Consider the following 16,711-nt stretch of genomic DNA (forward strand, 5'->3'; position numbering starts at 1 on the left):
ATCGCGATGAAGGCGGCACGACTTTATGGACCGGGCGATCTGCGCGTCGAGGACGTCGCCGCGCCGGGCATTCCGGATGCCGGCTGGGTGAAGATCAGGGTCGATGCCGCGGGCATCTGCGGTTCGGACCTGCACAATTTCCGCACCGGCCAATGGATCAGCCGGTCGCCTTCGACAGCTGGCCATGAGCTCACCGGCACGGTGATCGCGCTGGGCGAGGGCGTCGATACCGTCGCCGTCGGCGACAGGGTGGTCGCGGATTCCCGCTTCTGGTGCGGAGATTGCGCGCAATGCCGCGCCGGCAAGCGGCATCTCTGCACTTCGCTGGGCTTCGTCGGCGAAATCTGCGATGGCGGCTTTGCCGAACAGGCGGTGCTGCCCGCATGTCTGCTGCATGTCATCGACGCCGGTCTCGACGAGCGGGTCGCTGCCATGGCCGAGCCGCTCGCGGTCGCGCTGCACGCGGTGCGACGGTTGCCGAGAACGGCGGGCTCGGTGCTTGTCGTCGGTTGCGGTCCGATCGGTGGTCTCGCCGCGCTGCTGCTCTCCCGAACCTTTGCCGGCACCGTGCTTGTCGCCGACCGCAACCGGGACCGCTGCGCCCGGGTGGCGCGGGTGACCGGCGCCACGATCGTCGATCTCGACCGCGATGCCATTGCAGCCGCGACCGCCAATGCCCCGCTGCTGGCGGCCGTCGAGGCGACGGGCAGCATCGCCGCCTTCAACCAGTTGCTAGGCGTTCTTGATCCCGGCGGCGCGGTGGCGATGGTCGGTATCTTCCATGGCCGGCTCGACATCGACCCCAATGTTCTGGTCGAGCGCGAGATCGCATTGCTTGGATGCCATGCCTTCGCCGACGAATTGCCCGACGCCGTGCGGATGCTGGATGAACTGAGTGAACCGCTGCTGGCCCTTGTCGATCGCGAGATTGGCCTCGACGAGATTCCAGCCGCCTATGAGCGGCTGCTGGCCGGGAAGAGCGATGGCTTGAAAACAATCATCCGTATGCGGCAACCTGCCGGAAAGGATTTGAAATGATCGATTTGCCCGACACGGCGAGCCCCCTTTACGAGAAGGTGAAGGATTACATCCTGACCAACATCGGAGCGGGCAAATGGGGCAAGGATCGCAAGCTGCCGTCCGAGAACGAGCTGGTGGTTTCGCTGGGCGTGTCGCGGATGACGGTTCACCGGGCCTTGCGGGAACTGACCGCCGCGGGATTCCTGATCCGGCTGCAAGGTGTCGGAACGTTCATCGCGCCACCCCGGCCGCAGTCGACGCTGATCGAGATCAACAATATCGCCGCCGAGATCGTCGAGCGCGGCAACAGGCATCGCTCCGAAGTTCTCGTCCTCGAAACCATCGTGCCGACGAAGGAACTCGCGCTGTCGTTCGAGTTTGCGAAGCGCACCTCGGTCTATCACTCCGTCGTCGTCAATTTCGAGAACGACCTGCCGGTGCAACTGGAGGAGCGTTTCGTCAATCCGAACCTGATCCCCGACTACGACAAGCAGGACTTCACCAGGACGGCGACCTACGACTACCTCATGCAGAAGACCCCGGTGACCGAGGTCGAGCATATCATCTCCGCCATCCCGGCCGACAAGGAGACGGCGCAGCATCTGGGCATCGATGTCGGCAGTTGCTGCCTTCTCCTGCATCGCCGGACGTGGACGGGGGCGGTCGTGGCCACGATCAGCAAGCTGACCTATGCCGGCAGCCGCTACTCGCTCGGCAGCCGCTACTCGCCTTCCAGGGCAAGCTGAAGTCGACGAACCAATGCAAGCCGAGGTTTCACGGCGACAGGAAAAGTCGTGATCGCAGCATTGCTCGCCAATCCACCGGCAGCATGCCACGACGGTCGAGTTCCAACGGCAAAGGATGGTCGGCAGGTAAGCCCGATGGCGGAACCAACCGGGTGACCGGTTTTCTCGATCGGATCGATCCTGAAAAAGCGGGAGTACTCGGGCGGGAGATTCGCCGGATCAACGTAAAATTGGACTCCACCAACTTGTATATGCATGTATGTATTTCAGCCTTGACATCCGCTGGCGCTGACGTTGAGATATGTCGGCACTTCAACCATGAAGTGGCGGGCAAGACGCCGAGGCACAGTGCCGCAAGAGCAGAACCCCGCAGTCTCACCAGACCGGATGCCTGGGTAAAAAGCGGTCTGATCATCAAGGGGAACAAAAGATGACGCTCAACCTAGCAGGACAATTTCGCGCATTGGTGATGGCCGTTGCCGTCGGGCTCACCGCCGCCCCGGCGGCCCATGCGGCCGATGCGGCCATTCCCACGACGCCCGAGGCCGGATCGTTCAAGATCGGCATCGAGCCCTGGCTTGGATATGGCCAGTGGCATGTCGCCGACGCCAAGGGCCTGTTCAAAACAAACGGCCTGTCGGACGTCCAGATCGTCAATTTCGCAGAAGACAAGGATATCAACGCCGCACTCGCAAGCGGCCAGCTCGACGCCGCCAACATCGCCACTCACACGGCGATGGGCATGGTTGCGGCCGGCCTGCCGGTGAAGATCGTGCTGCTGCTCGATGTCTCCATGACGGCCGACGCCATCGTCGCCGGCAAGGACGTCGCATCCATCGCCGATCTCAAGGGCAAGCAGGTCGCTTTCGAGGAAGGCACGACGAGCGACATCCTGCTCAAATACGCGCTCGCCAGGAACGGCATGTCGGTAGCCGATATCCAGCCGGTTCCAATGCCTGCCGCCGACGCCGGCAGTGCCTTGATCGCGGGCCAGGTGCCGGTCGCGGTCACCTACGAGCCGTACCTCACTGTCGCCATGGCGCAGAACAAGGACGTCAAGCTGCTGTTCACCGCCGGCGAGGATCCCGGCCTGATCAGCGACGTGCTGGTGGTGCGCGACGAGGTGATCAAGTCGCGGCCCGGGCAGGTGCTGGCCATGATCAAGAGCTGGGACGCCGCACTCAAGGACTATAAGGCCGATACCCCGGGCGGTCGCGCCATCATCGCCAAGGCGGTCGGTTCCGACGTCAAGGACCTCAACACAGCCTTCGACGGCGTGCGCTACTACTCCCTGGCCGAAAACAAGACGGCGCTCACCGGCGATTTTACCACCAAGACATTCGCCGACGTCGAAGCGGCGGCCAAGAACGCCAAGCTGCTTCAGGCCGATGTGAAGCCGGAGCAGATGATCGACCCGTCCTTCGTCAAGGCGGCGCAATGACGAGATCCGGATCGCGGTGGTAACGCAGATGTCCGGGGAGCCTCCCGCGAAAACCGGTTTGGCCCGCCCGTCGCCGGCGCCCGCCGCAAAACCGGCGAGGCGTCGCCGATCCTCCGGGATCGGCGTTCCCATCGCCAGGTCGCGTTTCCTGGCGATAGCGGTGGCTGTCTTTGTCGGCCTTGGTCTCGCCTGGTGGGCGGCGACCGGGCTGGAATGGGTGAAACCCATCTTCCTGCCGTCGCCAGGCAGCGTCGCCACCCAGATCGCCAAGCTCGCGGCCGACGGCACCTTGTGGCTGGACCTCAGGGCCTCGATGTACCGCATTTCCATCGGCTTTCTCCTCGCCTCGGCATTGTCCATACCGATCGGCGTGCTGATCGGCAGTTTCCGCTCCTGGGAGGCGGCCATCGAGCCGCTGGTGGATTTCATCCGCTATATGCCGGTTGTCGCCTTCGTGCCGCTCTCCATCCTGTGGGCCGGTACCGGAGACACCCAGAAATTCCTGATTATCTTCATCGGCACCTTCTTCCAGCAAGTGCTGATGGTCATGGACAATGTGAAACGGGTTCCTACCGACTTCATCGGCCTTGGCCGCACGCTCGGTCTGCCGGACCGCAAGATTCTGACGCGCATCGTCGTACCCAGTGCCTTGCCGGGCATCTGGGACACGCTGCGCATCAGCCTCGGCTGGGCATGGACCTGGCTGGTTCTGGCCGAGCTCGTCGCGGCGACATCCGGCCTGGGCTATCGCATCACCGTGTCGCAGCGCTATTTCCAGACAAACACCATCATCGGCTACATCCTGCTCCTGGGCGTGCTCGGCCTCATCACCGACCAGGTCATGAAGGCCTTGGAGAAGGTGCTGTTCCGGCAGGAGGGCCACCCGCAATGAGGAACCGCCGATGACAGTTCCCAAATTGCGCATCGCCGGTCTCGACAAGAGCTTCGGCACCGGCGAGCGGCGTACGCAAGTGCTGCGGGACATCAATCTCGACCTTGCCGACAACGAGTTCGTCTCCCTCGTCGGCACGTCGGGCTGCGGCAAGAGCACGTTGCTGTCGATCGTCGCCGGACTGCAGGATTTTGACGCCGGCGATCTCAGCATCGACGGCGCACCGATCTTGCAACCGGGTCTCGACCGTGGTGTCGTCTTCCAGTCCTACACGCTGCTTCCCTGGCTGACGGCGCGGCAGAATATCGAGTTCGCCCTCAAGGCCGCCGGCTATGATCGCTCCGCCTGCCGCGAGATCGCGCTCGAGCATCTCGACCTCGTCAAGCTGTCGCAAAGCGCCGATCGCTTCCCGTCCGAACTGTCGGGCGGCATGAAGCAGCGCGTCGCCATCGCGCGCGCGCTTTCCTATCGCCCGAAGATGCTGCTGATGGACGAGCCCTTCGGCGCGCTCGATGCCCTGACGCGGCACCAGATGCAGGAACTGCTGACCCAGATCTGGGAAGAGCATCGGCTCACAGTGCTGTTCGTCACGCATGACGTCGAGGAGGCCGTCTACCTCTCGGATCGCATCGTCGTCATGGGGATCGGCCCCGGGCGCATCATGCAGACCTTCAACGTTGACATCGAGCGACCGCGCCGGGAAGAGGTGATGGAGACCCCCGCCTTCATGGATTTGCAGCGCGGCGTGCACAAGGCGATCCGCGAGGCGTCAAGACGCCCCGAAATGGCGTAAATGCAACCTTCGTTGGCCCCACGGCGGTCAGGAATCAGAGGCCGTGGGGACTGCATATGCCGAGCGTCCATGCGATGGTGCCGCAAAAGTCGCCGGCATACCCGCGGTAACTGCCGTAACCATTGTAATAGCTGTCCATCCAGTTGCTGTTGTCGGTCGAATTCTCGCCGGTCCAACCGGCATCAACCCAAACGTAACGGGGTCTGTGTCCGCGGTTCGCGGTCTGCGTGTGGCCATTATGGGCGGTGGTGACGCGGACATAGTGGTGCTTGGCGACGGCGGCTTCGGCGACTGTGGCAAACGGGACGGCGCTCGTGGCCAACGTCAACACGATGGAACCGAGGAATACGTTTCGCTTTTCCATGAGCATGTCTCCTTTTCATTCGAGACATTGGAAAGAACGCGCGCCTCCCTGCACACGTTCCTTCACGAAATCGGGCCTTCACGGTCCCGAGGACGGCGTGCAGGTCAGCGGCCATATCAGGGGATCTCGCAAATAGGTCTTCTCGGCAAAGGGTATGGAAGCAATCCGTCCGTTCGAACCCGCCAGCACGGGCTTACGTTGCTTTGCCGGCCGCCGCGTCCATTTCCATCTCTTCCTCGGAAATGTCGTCGAAGGAAGCGTAGTTCATGTTGTAGAGGCGGGCGTAAAGGCCTTTCCTCTTCATCAGCTGCTCATGGTTGCCGCTTTCGACGACCTCGCCATTCTGCAGCACGATGATGCGATCGGCGCCGCGGATGGTGGCCAGGCGGTGCGCGATGACCAGCCCGGTGCGTCCCTCCAGCAGTTTGATCAGTGCCTTCTGGATCAGCATCTCGGTGTAGGAATCGATGCTGGCCGTGGCCTCATCGAGGACGAGGATCTTGGCGTCGGCCACCAGCGCGCGCGCGAAGCTGATCAGTTGGCGCTGGCCGAGCGAGAGGTTGCCGCCGCGCTGTTCGAGCTCGGTGTCGTACCCGTCGGGCAATTGCTCAATGAAGTCGTGCGCACCGACGGCCTGGGCGGCGCGCACCACCTCTTCGCGGCTGGCACCGGTCTTGTGATAGCGGATGTTCTCCAGCACCGTGCCGGAGAACAGGAACGGTTCCTGCAGCACCATGGCCACCTGGTCGCCGAGCGAGTCCTGCGTCAGGTCGCGCACATCGTGGCCGCCGACCAGGACCTCGCCCGACCAGACATCGTAGAAGCGGTGCACAAGCGCCATCGAGCTCGACTTGCCCGACCCGGTGGGCCCGACAAGCGCGACCGTCTCGCCGGGATTGACCCGAAAGGAGATGTCTTTCAGCACCGGCTGGTTCGGCCGGTAGCCGAAAGTGACATTCCGGAACTCGACCGAACCGTCCATGTCGCGCGACAGTGCCACCGCATTTTCCTTGTCGCTGACATCCACCGGCACGTCGAGCACTTCGGAGATACGCTGGCCCGAAGCCATGGCGCGCTGCATGACGCTGTATTGCATGGTCAGCGAGCGGATCGGGTCGAAGAAGCGCTGGATGTAGAACAGGAACGCCACCATCACGCCGATGTCGAGACTGTGCGACAGCACCATCGACCCGCCGACGACGATCACGGTCGCCATGGCGATGCCGGTCAGCGTATCGACGATCGGCACCATCACCTGCGCGTATCTCGCCGATCGCAGATGCGCGTTGAGATTGGCCAGCACCTTCTCGTCGTAGAGGTCGAAATTGACATGCTGGCGCTCCAGGCTCTGCACGGTGCGCACGCCATGGATGCCTTCGGCAAGCGCGCCGTTGGCGATGGAGTTGGTCTCGTGGGCGGCCATGAAGGCGACCTTAGCGCGCGGCAGCCAGAACAGGCGCACGATGAACAGCATCGGCATGGTCGACAGCGTCAGCAGGCCGAGCCGGAAGTCGAGCCACAGGAGGACGGTGACGATGCCGAACAACAGCACGATGTCGCCCACCGACATCACGGAGGTCTCGAGGAATTCCTGCATCGAATTGACGTCGCCCTGCAGGCGCGACATCAGCCGGCCGACCTCGGTCCTGTCCATGAAGCCTAGAGAGACCCGCTGCAGGTGGCTGAACATGGCACGACGCAGGTCGGATAGCACGTTCTCGGCCACCTTGCCGACGACGCTCTCCTGGATATGACTGGCGGCGTAGTTGATGAGGATGATGACGGCAAAAGCGACAATCGCGGAGATCATCACCGATCGGTCGAGCTTGCCCGGAGCCATGCCGTGATCGATGGCGTAGCGGATGACCAGCGGGATCGCCAGCTGCGTCAGCGTGAACACCAGTACCGCGGCGACCGAGATGAAGATCCGGCCCTGATATGGTCTGACGAAGCTCCAGATGCGCCTGACGATGCGCGGATCGTAGGCCTTGCCGAAGACCTCTTCCTCGTCCCGGTGCGAACCGACGACCGCCTTCGTCGGGCGCCGGCTTGTGTCTTCCTTCTCGTCGTCGTCCTGCGTCGACATCAGGCGGCTCCCTCGAGCCGATCTTCGTCCGGCCGCAGCTGCAGGTCGTAAAGCGCGCGGTAGCGTCCGCCGAGCGCCAGCAATTCCTCATGCGTGCCGCGTTCCACGATCCGGCCGCCCTCGACGAACAGGATCTGGTCGGCATGCATCAACGAACTCAGCCGGTGCGAAATGATGAGCGTCACGCGATCCCTGGCGAAGCGCTTCATCGCCGCCCGGATCCGCTGCTCGGTGCCGGCGTCGACGGCGGCGGTGGAATCGTCGAAGACCAGCACTGATGGCCGCAGCATCAGGCTGCGCGCGATGGTCAGGCGCTGCCGCTGGCCGCCGGAAAGCGACGCCCCGCGTTCCCCGACGACCGTGGTGTAGCCGGCCGGAAGGCCGATAATGTAATTGTGCAGCTGGGCATACTCGGCGGCTTGCCCGATGCGGGTCTCGCGCGCCCAGGGATTGCCATAGGCGATGTTGTTCTCGATCGAGGTGGTGAACAGGAACGCGTCCTGCTGCACGACGCCGACCGCCTTGCGCAGCGATTGCAGCGTGACTTTGCGGATGTCCTGCCCGTCAATGGTGATCGCGCCAGAGGCCACGTCGTAGAAGCGCGGGATCAGATGCGCGATGGTCGACTTGCCGCTGCCCGGCGGGCCGACGATGCCGACGGTCTCGCCGGGCCTCGCTTCGAAGGAAACGCCGGAAAGCGTCGGACGTTCGCCGGCGCCCTCGTAGCGGAAACCGACATTGTCGAAGCGCAGCACGCCGTCGGAGATGACGAGATCTTTGGCACCGGGCGCATCCTTGATGTCGAGCTCCGTGTCGAGCAGTTCGAACAGCCGCGTGCCACAGGTCGAGGCGCGCGCGAAGGAGTTGACCATCAGGCCGAGCTGGCGCACCGGCATCTGCAATATGGTCATGAAGGTGAGGAACTGGGCCAGCGTTCCGACGCTGATTTGGCCCGCGATCACCTTCTGGCCGCCGAACCACAGTACCAGGCCCATGGCGGCCAGGAAGGAAAAGTTCATGGCGCTGGTGTTGGAGACGCGGATGTCGACGCGCTCATTGGCGAGCTCCAGCGCATCCTGTTTGGCGCGATCGAATTTCGCCAGCTCATGCCGCTGTGCCGCGAAGGCGCGCACGACACGGATGCCCCCGAGATTCTCGTCCATCACCCGGCTCAGCACCGACAGCCGCTCCTGCAGCGTCAGCCAGGTGCTGCGCAGCCGGAGCTGCGTCACCGAGGAGCGCCAGGCGACGAATGGCACGAAGCTGAGGCTCAATAATCCGAGCACGAGATCGGTGCTGATCAACAAATAGGCGCCGACCCCGATCAGCACGCCAAGCAGCACCACGCGCAGGATGCCGGTGGAAAAGAACATGCGCACGCCGTCGAGATCGAGCAGCCCGAGCGTGATGAGGTCGCCGGTATGGACCTTGTCGTGGAAGGAAAAGCTCAGCCGCTGGATTTTCTCATAGAAGGCGAGCCGCAGCTCATAGCCCGTCTGATGGCCGACGGCCTCGCCATAGTAGTTCTGCGCCATGGTGAAAAGACCGCGCAGGATGCTGACGACCAGCAGCGTCAGCGCGGTAGTCCACAGCGCCTGCTCGGCCGCGGTGCCGGCACCCGCGGCCATCACCCCTTGCGCCTGGTCGATGGCGCGGCCCAAGAGGCGCGGAATGAAGAGTTGCAGCGTCGCTGCGACAAAGGTCGAGATGAGGGTGATGGCAACCTGCCAGGGATGGCGCAGCGTCATGCGCACGATGCGCAGCAACGTGCTGAGGCCCTTGCCCCAGGAGGCTTCCGCCACATGGGCAAATGATTTGCCGCGCTTGGCCGCGCTGGTTGCATCCGTGTGCAAGGAAATACCCAGACCAATCCGGACATTAGCCCGAACGAATGTAGCAGACTCAATCAGATAGCGCGATTTTACGCGCGTCCGGCTTGCCCGTTCAAGGGGTCAATGACGGCATCGCACTGTACCTGAAAGGCGGTGCCGGGTGCCATCTCGGCCATGGCCGTCAGCGCCTGATCTGCGGAGCGGTCACCGGCAAGATCGTGTCGCAACTCGCCGCTGGTCTGCCGCCGGTGATCGATCTCGCGACTTTGCGGGCGGATAGGTTCTGATTATTCAGCGCCTGCTCTTCCAGTAGGCTTCCATCCTTCATGAGGGAACGACGTGACCGCGACAACAGACACACACGCCGTTGAATCGATCGATCCGCAACGCGCCTACGCCGTTCTGATCTGCGATCTGATCGGCCTGCGCTTTGATGCTGACGGAAAACCCGACCCTTCGGAGGTGCGTGCCCATATCGAGGCCAAGGGCGGCCGCTTTCATGCGACCGGACTTGGCGACAAGACCGCTCTCGAACCTGGCCGAGTGCATTTCTTCTACCAGCCGGATCTCAGCACCCGCGAAGAGCTGATTGGAGCCGCCGGCGACGGACGCTATGACGCCGTCATCGCCGCCGCCACCTTCCTGCCGGCAGAGACCGTCTTTCCGCTGGCCGGTGTGCGGATCGGCGCCGGCACCGGCAATATGGGCTCGCGCTCGTGGGGCGGCGGCAGTGGCGAGGGCGGTTCGGCGGTCCTGATGAACACGCCCGGCATCAACAGCCGCGCAACCGCGCAGATGGTGATGAAGGCGATCCTGAAAGTGCTGCCGGATCTCCCGGTGGACTTGCTTCACGACCGGGTGGCGCGGGGCTTCTTCGACACAGGCAGGGAGCTGCGCGATTTCCCCACCGCAAAGCTCGAAGGCAAGACCATCGCGATCATCGGCTATGGCAATATCGGCAGGGAGGTGGCCAAGCTTGCCCGCGCCTTCGGCATGCGCGTGGTGATCCACGCGCGGCCCCGGCATCGGGACTGGATAGAAGCCGAGGGCTTTGCCTTTGCGGCGGATCTCGCCGACGCGGCTGCAGGCGCCGATGTGCTGAGCGTTCATGTCGGCCTGGGCAACCAGGATGCGCGGACCGGCCGCTATGCCAATGCCGGGCTCATCGGCGCGGACATTTTGTCTCGCATGAAAAGCGGCGCGGTGCTGGTCAACTACGATCGCGGCGAGCTCGTCGACGTCGCGGCCTTGGGCGACGCCCTGAATGCAGGGCAGGTGCGCCACGCCGCGATCGATGCCGACCTGTTCAGGGATGCCTCCACCGGCAGCTTGTCTGGCCCGATGCTGCCTTATCTCGATCTCGTCGAGAGGCATGGCGCCAGGCTCGAGCTTCTGCCGCATGCGGCGGCCGACACGGATCATCCCTCGCGCGTCGCCGGCGCCAAGCAGGCCGTCGACCAGATCTTCGATGTCATCTGCCGCAAGACAGTGACGAACGCAAAAGGCACCGTGCCGCCAAACTATTTTTCCGTTGGAGCGACCACGCCTCCAGGCATCGGACCGGTGACCTCCGACCACCTTTTGAAACTGACCGCCAGCGAATGCTGCGAGTTGGCGGATCTCTGTGATCGCCAAAGCCGGTTGTGGAAAGCTCTCTCGGATACTCCGCCTGCCGAGCGAGGCGCGATTGTCGCCGAACAGGGCGAAGACCTTGTCCGGTTGATCGACCGCTTCTGCCTTCTGGCCGAGAACCTCGATCTCAGGGGACCTTTTCAGCAATAGGCCGGAGCTCTCGGTCCCGGGGACCGGCCACCATACGGGCGACCCGCGTCATGTCGGCGCTCATCTCACGATCGTCGTCGAGCGGGCTGACGAGCGCACGGATGGCGGCAAAGGTGCGCTGCGGTCCTTCGCCCATGCTGTCGACGACGCCACGCAACTCCACACCCGTCGCCGCGAAGATCAGCTCCATCGCCACGAGGTAGCGCAGGCGTTCGACAATTTCGGCGGTCTTGGCCACCACCCGTGGCGCCATCGACGACTGGTCCTCGATGCCGTCAGATACGGCGAGCGGGCTGAGCGACATCGGGTTGGCCAGATGCCGGATCTCGGCTTCCAGCGCGGCGAGCGGCTTTTGCAGTTCAGCGTAGCCCTGGCGGCTGCCGCCCCTGGCCGACAGGAAGCGCGGTAGCTCCGCAATTGTCGGCGACATCAGCTTCATGCAGCGGTTGGCGGTGCCCACCGCGCAATGCGCGAGCGCTTGGCCAAGCTGCTCCCAGGCCAGCGTCATCGCCGTGAGGTCGAAATTGCCGTTTGAGACGACGCGTCCGTCTTCGGGCAGGATCACCGGGTTGTCGCCGGAATGGGTCAGTTCGATCTCCGTTGCCAGCTTCGCCTGTTCGAACGCATGCAGCAGGCCGCCCCAGACCTGCGGCACGCAGCGATAGCTGAGCGGATCCTGGAGCCGGCGCGGCGCTTTGTCCTTCCACAGGCCGCTTCCCGCCAGTTCCGCACGCAGCCGCGCGCCAATCTCGCGCTGGCCGAAGGCGGGCCGCGCGGCGAGCGCATCTTCGTCGATCGCGGTCAGGGAAGAGCGGAACGCCTCGTAGTTGAGCGCCACCGCGGCCAGCGCCCAGTCGATGAGATGGGCGACGTCTTCGAGACACAGGCACGCCGTGCCGGTCGACAGGCTGTTGGCGACGATGATGGCGTGGCCGTCCTTCTCGCGCAGATCGAGCGGTTCGAGCCCGGCGAGTGCGAGTGCTTCGGCCGACGGCATGATCTTGCCCTGGTATTCCGTCTCGCCGTCGCCGCGCAGCGCTCGCGCCATATGGCCGAGATGGGCAAGGTCCGCCGCGCCAATCGATCCCCAGGTGGGGATCACCGGATGGACGCCGGCGTTGAGCGCCGCCACGAGGCCCATCACCACGCGTTCGGAAGTGCCGGTGCCGCCCGCGGCCATGCCTGAGATGCGCGCGGCCATCAGCGCCCGCACCGCCTCGGTCGGAAGGGCCGGGCCGATACCCATGCTGTGGCTGAGCGGCACGCTGTGCTGGAAGGCGATCAGATCGGCCTGCGCGAGCGGCGTGTCGACACAGGCGCCAAGGCCGGTCGTGACGCCATACATCGGCTTGCCGAGTTGCGTCAGCTGCTCGATGAGCGCGCGGCTCGCCCGGATGCGCCGCATCGCCTCCTCGCCCAGCATCAGCCGCGCATTGCGCCGCGCGATCTCGGCGACGTCAACCGCGCTGAGCGGCTTGGCGTCGAGCAGTATCATTCGGGCTGTCATGTCTCGCCTGTATCCCGTGACCGGATGCCCGGGCCGGTGGCGCTGCGAGCGTCACCGTTTGTGGCGCCTTGCTGGCACGACTGCAAGCCATTCCGATTATGACAGCAGCAGGCGAAGGGAGTTTCGGGCGAAAGGCCGGGGTTCCGGGACTAGGCGAGGCGCTCCGCGACAGCGTCGGGCACCACCACCAGCTTGCCGACGAAATCCTTGGCGATGAAATCGGCCTGCGCGTGGTGGAAATCGGACAGCTTGTAGACGCCGCCGACCAACGGCCTGACCTTGCCCTCCTCGATGTAGCGAACGATGCGGCCGAAATCGGCGCGCGTGCCCTGGCTCGAACCATGCAACTGCAGCTGCTTGAGATACATGGTCCTGAGGTCGAGTTGGACGACCGGGCCTGCAATCGCGCCGGCGGTGGTGTAGCGGCCCTCGGGTCGCAGGATGCGCAGCAGATCGTTGAAGATCGCGCCGCCGACGAGATCGGCGACCACGTCGATCGGCTGGCCGCTGGTCGCTTCGGCCACGGCTTGCGGCAGGTCTGCGACGCCACGAGTGATGACCGCCTCGGCGCCGATGTCGAGTACGGCCTGTTCCTTGCCCTTGCCGACGACGGCATAGGGAATGGCGCCACGTGCCCGCGCCAGCTGCACGATGCCGGAACCGACGCCGCCCGAGGCGCCGGTGACCAGCACCCGTTCTCCGGCTTTAAGTGCGGCGCGTTCCAGCATCTGCTCGCCAGTAAGGTAAGCGCAGCAGAACGTGGCGAGTTCGACGTCGCTCAAGGTGGTGTCGACGACATGCGCGTTGTCAGCCGGGACGGTTTGGTATTCGGCATAACCACCATCGCGGCCATGGCCCATATAGTCGATGTCGGCGAGTGAATCGTCGTCGCGGTTGTAGATGGAGAAATCGACCATCACCCGTTCGCCGATGCGATCGGGCGAAACGCCTTCGCCGACGGCAACGATGGTGCCGACCGTGTCGGTGCCCTGGATGCGCGGGAAGGTCAGCGTATTGCCCTGCCTTCGCCAGGTCGAGACCGCGTCCGCATCCTTCTCGGTACCATAGGCGCCCTGACGCACCCAGACATCGGTGTTGTTCATCCCGCAAGCGCTGACCCTTATCAGCACTTCACCTGAAGCGGGGGCAGGCACTTTGACATCGGTGCGGTAGACGAGCTTTTCCGGTCCGCCGTGCCCGGTGAGCAGCACGGCGGCCATTGTGGCGGGGAGCGTTTTGGTCATGGCATTCATCGGTCGGTCTCAGAGATTGGCGAATACGCTGTTCACGGCATCGGCGGTCTTGGCCACCACGATGTCGGCTTCCTCGCGGGTCAGGCACAGCGGCGGCGCGAAGCCGAGGATGTCGCCCTGCGGCATCGCGCGGCCTATGACGCCGCTTGCGGCAAGGGCCGTGGCAATTTGCGGTCCGATCTTCAGCGAAGGGTCGAAGAAGACACGGTCGTCGCGATCTCTCACGAATTCGACCGCTGCCAGCATGCCGTCGCCGCGCACCTCGCCGACGTGTTTGTGACCGCCGACGGCCTTGGCCAGTTCGGCACGGAAATAAGCGCCGGTCTCGCCGGCATTCCGCACGAGGTCCATCTCGTCGATCAGTTCGAGATTGGCGACCCCGGCGGCGACGCAGATCGGATGCGCCGAATAGGTCCAGCCATGGCCGAGCGAGCCGAGCTTGTCGGAGCCCTGCACCAGCACCTGCCACATCTTGTCGGCGACGATGACGCCCGACAGCGGCGCATAGGCGGAGGTCAGACCCTTGGCGATGGTGATCAGGTCCGGCTTGATGCCGTAGTGATCGGAGCCGAACATGGTGCCCAGCCGGCCGAAACCCGTCACCACCTCGTCGGCGACCAGGAGCACATCATACTTTTTCAGCACCGCCTGGATCTTTTCCCAGTAGCCGGCGGGCGGCGGCACGATGCCGCCGGTGCCGAGGATCGGCTCGCCGATGAAGGCGGCAACCGTGTCGGGACCTTCGGCCAGGATCATCTCCTCGAGCTTGTCGCCGCAATGCTGCGAGAACTGCTCCTCGCTCATCGAGCGGTCGGCGCGGCGGAAATAATAGGGCGCCTCGGTGTGCAGGATCGGCGCGCGCGGCAGGTCGAAGGCGTTGTGGAAGAGGTCGAGCCCGGTCAGCGAGCCCGTCATCACGCCCGAGCCGTGATAGCCGCGCCAGCGCGAGATGATCTTCTTCTTCTCCGGGCGGCCCAGCACGTTGTTGTAGTACCAGATCAGCTTGATGTTGGTTTCGTTGGCATCCGAACCGGACAGGCCGAAATAGACCCTCGACATGCCCTTCGGCGCGCGGTCGATGATCATCTTGGCCAGCGTGATCGAGGCCTCGGTGCCGTGCCCGACATAGGCGTGGTAATAGGCGAGGTTCTTCGCCTGGGTCGCGATGGCATCGGCGATCTTCTGGCGGCCATAGCCGACATTGACGCAATAGAGGCCGGCGAAGGCATCGATGCTCTTCTTGCCGTTGTTGTCCCAGACGGTGACGCCTTCACCTCCGGCCATGATCCGCGTCGGGCTCTCGCCCCGGGCATGGGTGCCCATATGCGTCGAGGGATGGAAGAAGTGGTCGCGATCCCAGGCGGCGAGTTCGTTGGACTGATCGAGCATCTTTTTTGACTCCTTGAAAAAGATCCGGGTGCGAGCCTACGCCACATCCAGGCAAAGGTATTTGAGGTCGGTGAAAGCTTCCAGCCCGTGGCGCGAGCCTTCGCGGCCGATGCCGGACTGCTTGACGCCGCCGAACGGGATCGGCGCGCCGGTGATCTTCACGCGGTTGATGGCGACCATGCCATAGTCGAGCGCGCGGCCCATGCGCTGTTGGCGGGCGCCGTTGTCTGTCACCACATAGGCGACGAGGCCATATTCGGTCGCATTGGCGCGGGCGATCACCTCTTCCTCGTCGTCGAATGGTGTCACCGCGGCGACCGGACCAAAGGTCTCCTCGCGCATGATCAGCGCTTCGTCGGCGACATCGGCGAGCAGTGTCGGCTGATAGAACAGCGGCCCGGCCTGATGCCGCTTGCCGCCGGTGAGGCAACGCGCGCCAAGGGCCATGGCGTCGGCAACCTGTTCCTCGACCTTCTTGACGGCGCGCTCATGCATCAGCGGCCCGATGTCGATGTCATCGGCCAGGCCATTGCCGGCCCGCAGCGCCTCGATGCGCTTGGCGAAAGCGACGCAGAAGCGGTCGTAGAACGGACGCTGGACATAGATGCGGTTGGCCGCAAGGCAGTCCTGGCCCGAGGTGGCGAATTTGGCGTCGATGGCGATGGCCACCGCTTTGTCGATATCGGCGTCGGCAAAGACGATCAGCGGCGCGTGGCCGCCAAGCTCCATCACCAGCCGCTTCATCGTCGGCGCACTTTGCGCGGCGATCAGCCGGCCGATCTCGGTCGAGCCGGTGAAACTCATGGCCCGCACGCGCGGATCTTCGCACATGCGTCCAACGATCGTCGCGGCCTTGCCGGTGACGATGTTGAAGACGCCGGCGGGCAGGCCGGCGCGTTCGCCGAGTTCGGCCAGCGCCAGCGCCGAAAGCGGCGTCTCCGAGGAGGGGTGCGCGACGATGGTGCAGCCGGCGGCGAGTGCGGCAGCTGCCTTGCGCGTCAGCATGGCCGACGGAAAATTCCACGGCGTGACCACGCCGACGACGCCGAGCGGTTCGCGCCGCACCATCATCTCCGCGTTCGGCAGATGGCTGGTGACACTCTCGGCGTTGAGGCGTTTTGCTTCCTCGGCATACCATTCGATGAAGGAGGCGGCGTAGTCGATCTCGCCGAGCGACTCCTTCAACGGTTTGCCCTGTTCCAATGTCATCAGCAGGGCGAGGTCGTCTTTCGCCGCGATGATCAGATCGAACCATTTGCGCAGGACTTTCGAGCGCTCCTGCGGCAACAGCGACCGCCAGGCCGGAAAGGCGCGCGCGGCGGCGTCGATTGCCTTTGAGGTCTGCCCGGCATCGAGCGCTGCAACGAAGGCCACGGTGGCGCCGGTCGCCGGATCGGTGACCTCGAAGCTCTCCGCAGCCTCACTCGCCGTCCAATGGCCGTCGACGTAAGCGAGTTCGCGCAGCAGCCGGCGGTCGGCGAGCCGGTTTAGCGCTTCGTGGCGGTGCGAGCGGGCGAAATGCGCGGACATGGTCGAAGCCTCCCGGTTCGGTTTGATGCGGGGAGACTATCCATCAGCGGCAGACAGAGAGGCTGTTTGGACGCCT

The 16,711-nt window shown here is 64.3% G+C and carries 14 protein-coding genes; 7 read left to right on the forward strand and 7 right to left on the reverse strand.

What is annotated here, in order from left to right:
• Positions 1-6 precede the first annotated feature (6 nt).
• The 5 genes from O7B34_RS11275 (at position 7) to O7B34_RS11295 (ending at position 4,892) form a co-directional block, all read left to right on the forward strand.
• Entirely contained in the window at positions 7-1,038 is a 1,032-nt protein-coding gene (locus tag O7B34_RS11275) for a zinc-dependent alcohol dehydrogenase (protein ID WP_337146156.1), read from the forward strand.
• Entirely contained in the window at positions 1,035-1,766 is a 732-nt protein-coding gene (hutC, locus tag O7B34_RS11280) for a histidine utilization repressor (protein ID WP_337146157.1), read from the forward strand. Before O7B34_RS11275 ends, hutC begins: the two co-directional genes overlap by 4 nt.
• 430 nt (positions 1,767-2,196) lie before the next feature.
• A complete protein-coding gene (locus O7B34_RS11285; RefSeq protein WP_337146158.1) occupies positions 2,197-3,207 on the forward strand; it encodes an ABC transporter substrate-binding protein in 1,011 nt (336 codons plus the stop codon).
• Between the two features lie 28 nt (positions 3,208-3,235).
• Entirely contained in the window at positions 3,236-4,099 is an 864-nt protein-coding gene (locus O7B34_RS11290) for an ABC transporter permease (RefSeq protein WP_337146159.1), read from the forward strand.
• Between the two features lie 10 nt (positions 4,100-4,109).
• A complete protein-coding gene (locus O7B34_RS11295) occupies positions 4,110-4,892 on the forward strand; it encodes an ABC transporter ATP-binding protein (protein ID WP_027145194.1) in 783 nt (260 codons plus the stop codon).
• 34 nt (positions 4,893-4,926) lie between these two features.
• Here O7B34_RS11295 and O7B34_RS11300 read toward each other — a convergent pair whose 3' ends face one another.
• The 3 genes from O7B34_RS11300 to O7B34_RS11310 form a co-directional block, all read right to left on the reverse strand.
• Entirely contained in the window at positions 4,927-5,256 is a 330-nt protein-coding gene (locus O7B34_RS11300; RefSeq protein ID WP_337146160.1) for a hypothetical protein, read from the reverse strand.
• A 193-nt stretch (positions 5,257-5,449) separates the two neighbouring features.
• Positions 5,450-7,342, reverse strand: a complete 1,893-nt coding sequence (locus O7B34_RS11305) for an ABC transporter ATP-binding protein (protein ID WP_337141330.1) — start codon at positions 7,340-7,342, stop codon at positions 5,450-5,452.
• A complete protein-coding gene (locus tag O7B34_RS11310; RefSeq protein WP_337146161.1) occupies positions 7,342-9,195 on the reverse strand; it encodes an ABC transporter ATP-binding protein in 1,854 nt (617 codons plus the stop codon). The genes O7B34_RS11305 and O7B34_RS11310 overlap by 1 nt, the downstream gene beginning before the upstream one ends.
• An 83-nt stretch (positions 9,196-9,278) precedes the next feature.
• On the opposite strand from O7B34_RS11310, the gene O7B34_RS11315 reads away from it, so the two are divergent.
• Positions 9,279-9,461 carry a hypothetical protein gene (locus tag O7B34_RS11315; RefSeq protein ID WP_337141332.1) on the forward strand — a complete coding sequence of 61 codons (183 nt, stop codon included), beginning with the start codon at positions 9,279-9,281 and terminating at the stop codon, positions 9,459-9,461.
• 52 nt (positions 9,462-9,513) lie between these two features.
• Complete coding sequence (locus tag O7B34_RS11320) at positions 9,514-10,956, forward strand: NAD(P)-dependent oxidoreductase (protein WP_442920962.1); 1,443 nt, start codon at positions 9,514-9,516, stop codon at positions 10,954-10,956.
• Here the strand turns inward: O7B34_RS11320 and O7B34_RS11325 are convergent.
• The 4 genes from O7B34_RS11325 to O7B34_RS11340 all read right to left on the reverse strand — a co-directional run bounded on the left by O7B34_RS11325 (position 10,934) and on the right by O7B34_RS11340 (position 16,635).
• Positions 10,934-12,463 carry an HAL/PAL/TAL family ammonia-lyase gene (locus O7B34_RS11325; protein WP_337146162.1) on the reverse strand — a complete coding sequence of 510 codons (1,530 nt, stop codon included), beginning with the start codon at positions 12,461-12,463 and terminating at the stop codon, positions 10,934-10,936. The two genes, O7B34_RS11320 and O7B34_RS11325, sit on opposite strands and share 23 nt — an antisense overlap.
• Before the next feature lie 149 nt (positions 12,464-12,612).
• Entirely contained in the window at positions 12,613-13,716 is a 1,104-nt protein-coding gene (locus O7B34_RS11330; RefSeq protein WP_337146163.1) for an alcohol dehydrogenase family protein, read from the reverse strand.
• Positions 13,717-13,725: 9 nt separating this feature from the next.
• On the reverse strand, positions 13,726-15,105 hold the full coding sequence (locus O7B34_RS11335; protein WP_337146164.1) for an aspartate aminotransferase family protein: 1,380 nt from the start codon (positions 15,103-15,105) through the stop codon (positions 13,726-13,728).
• A gap of 36 nt (positions 15,106-15,141) precedes the next feature.
• Entirely contained in the window at positions 15,142-16,635 is a 1,494-nt protein-coding gene (locus O7B34_RS11340; RefSeq protein WP_337146165.1) for an NAD-dependent succinate-semialdehyde dehydrogenase, read from the reverse strand.
• Positions 16,636-16,711 lie beyond the last annotated feature (76 nt).

It is taken from the genome of Mesorhizobium sp. Cs1299R1N3 (assembly GCF_037179625.1).
GTDB classification, from domain to species: Bacteria; Pseudomonadota; Alphaproteobacteria; order Rhizobiales; family Rhizobiaceae; genus Mesorhizobium; species Mesorhizobium salmacidum.

What these genes read in the sequence shown, in the direction of transcription:
- O7B34_RS11275 (WP_337146156.1), top strand. Translation starts at nt 7, where the DNA reads ATGAAGGCGGCACGACTTTATGGACCGGGCGATCTGCGCGTCGAGGAC.
- hutC (WP_337146157.1), top strand. Translation starts at nt 1,035, where the DNA reads ATGATCGATTTGCCCGACACGGCGAGCCCCCTTTACGAGAAGGTGAAG.
- O7B34_RS11285 (WP_337146158.1), top strand. Translation starts at nt 2,197, where the DNA reads ATGACGCTCAACCTAGCAGGACAATTTCGCGCATTGGTGATGGCCGTT.
- O7B34_RS11290 (WP_337146159.1), top strand. Translation starts at nt 3,236, where the DNA reads ATGTCCGGGGAGCCTCCCGCGAAAACCGGTTTGGCCCGCCCGTCGCCG.
- O7B34_RS11295 (WP_027145194.1), top strand. Translation starts at nt 4,110, where the DNA reads ATGACAGTTCCCAAATTGCGCATCGCCGGTCTCGACAAGAGCTTCGGC.
- O7B34_RS11300 (WP_337146160.1), bottom strand. Translation starts at nt 5,256, where the DNA reads ATGGAAAAGCGAAACGTATTCCTCGGTTCCATCGTGTTGACGTTGGCC.
- O7B34_RS11305 (WP_337141330.1), bottom strand. Translation starts at nt 7,342, where the DNA reads ATGTCGACGCAGGACGACGACGAGAAGGAAGACACAAGCCGGCGCCCG.
- O7B34_RS11325 (WP_337146162.1), bottom strand. Translation starts at nt 12,463, where the DNA reads ATGACAGCCCGAATGATACTGCTCGACGCCAAGCCGCTCAGCGCGGTT.
- O7B34_RS11330 (WP_337146163.1), bottom strand. Translation starts at nt 13,716, where the DNA reads ATGAATGCCATGACCAAAACGCTCCCCGCCACAATGGCCGCCGTGCTG.
- O7B34_RS11335 (WP_337146164.1), bottom strand. Translation starts at nt 15,105, where the DNA reads ATGCTCGATCAGTCCAACGAACTCGCCGCCTGGGATCGCGACCACTTC.
- O7B34_RS11340 (WP_337146165.1), bottom strand. Translation starts at nt 16,635, where the DNA reads ATGTCCGCGCATTTCGCCCGCTCGCACCGCCACGAAGCGCTAAACCGG.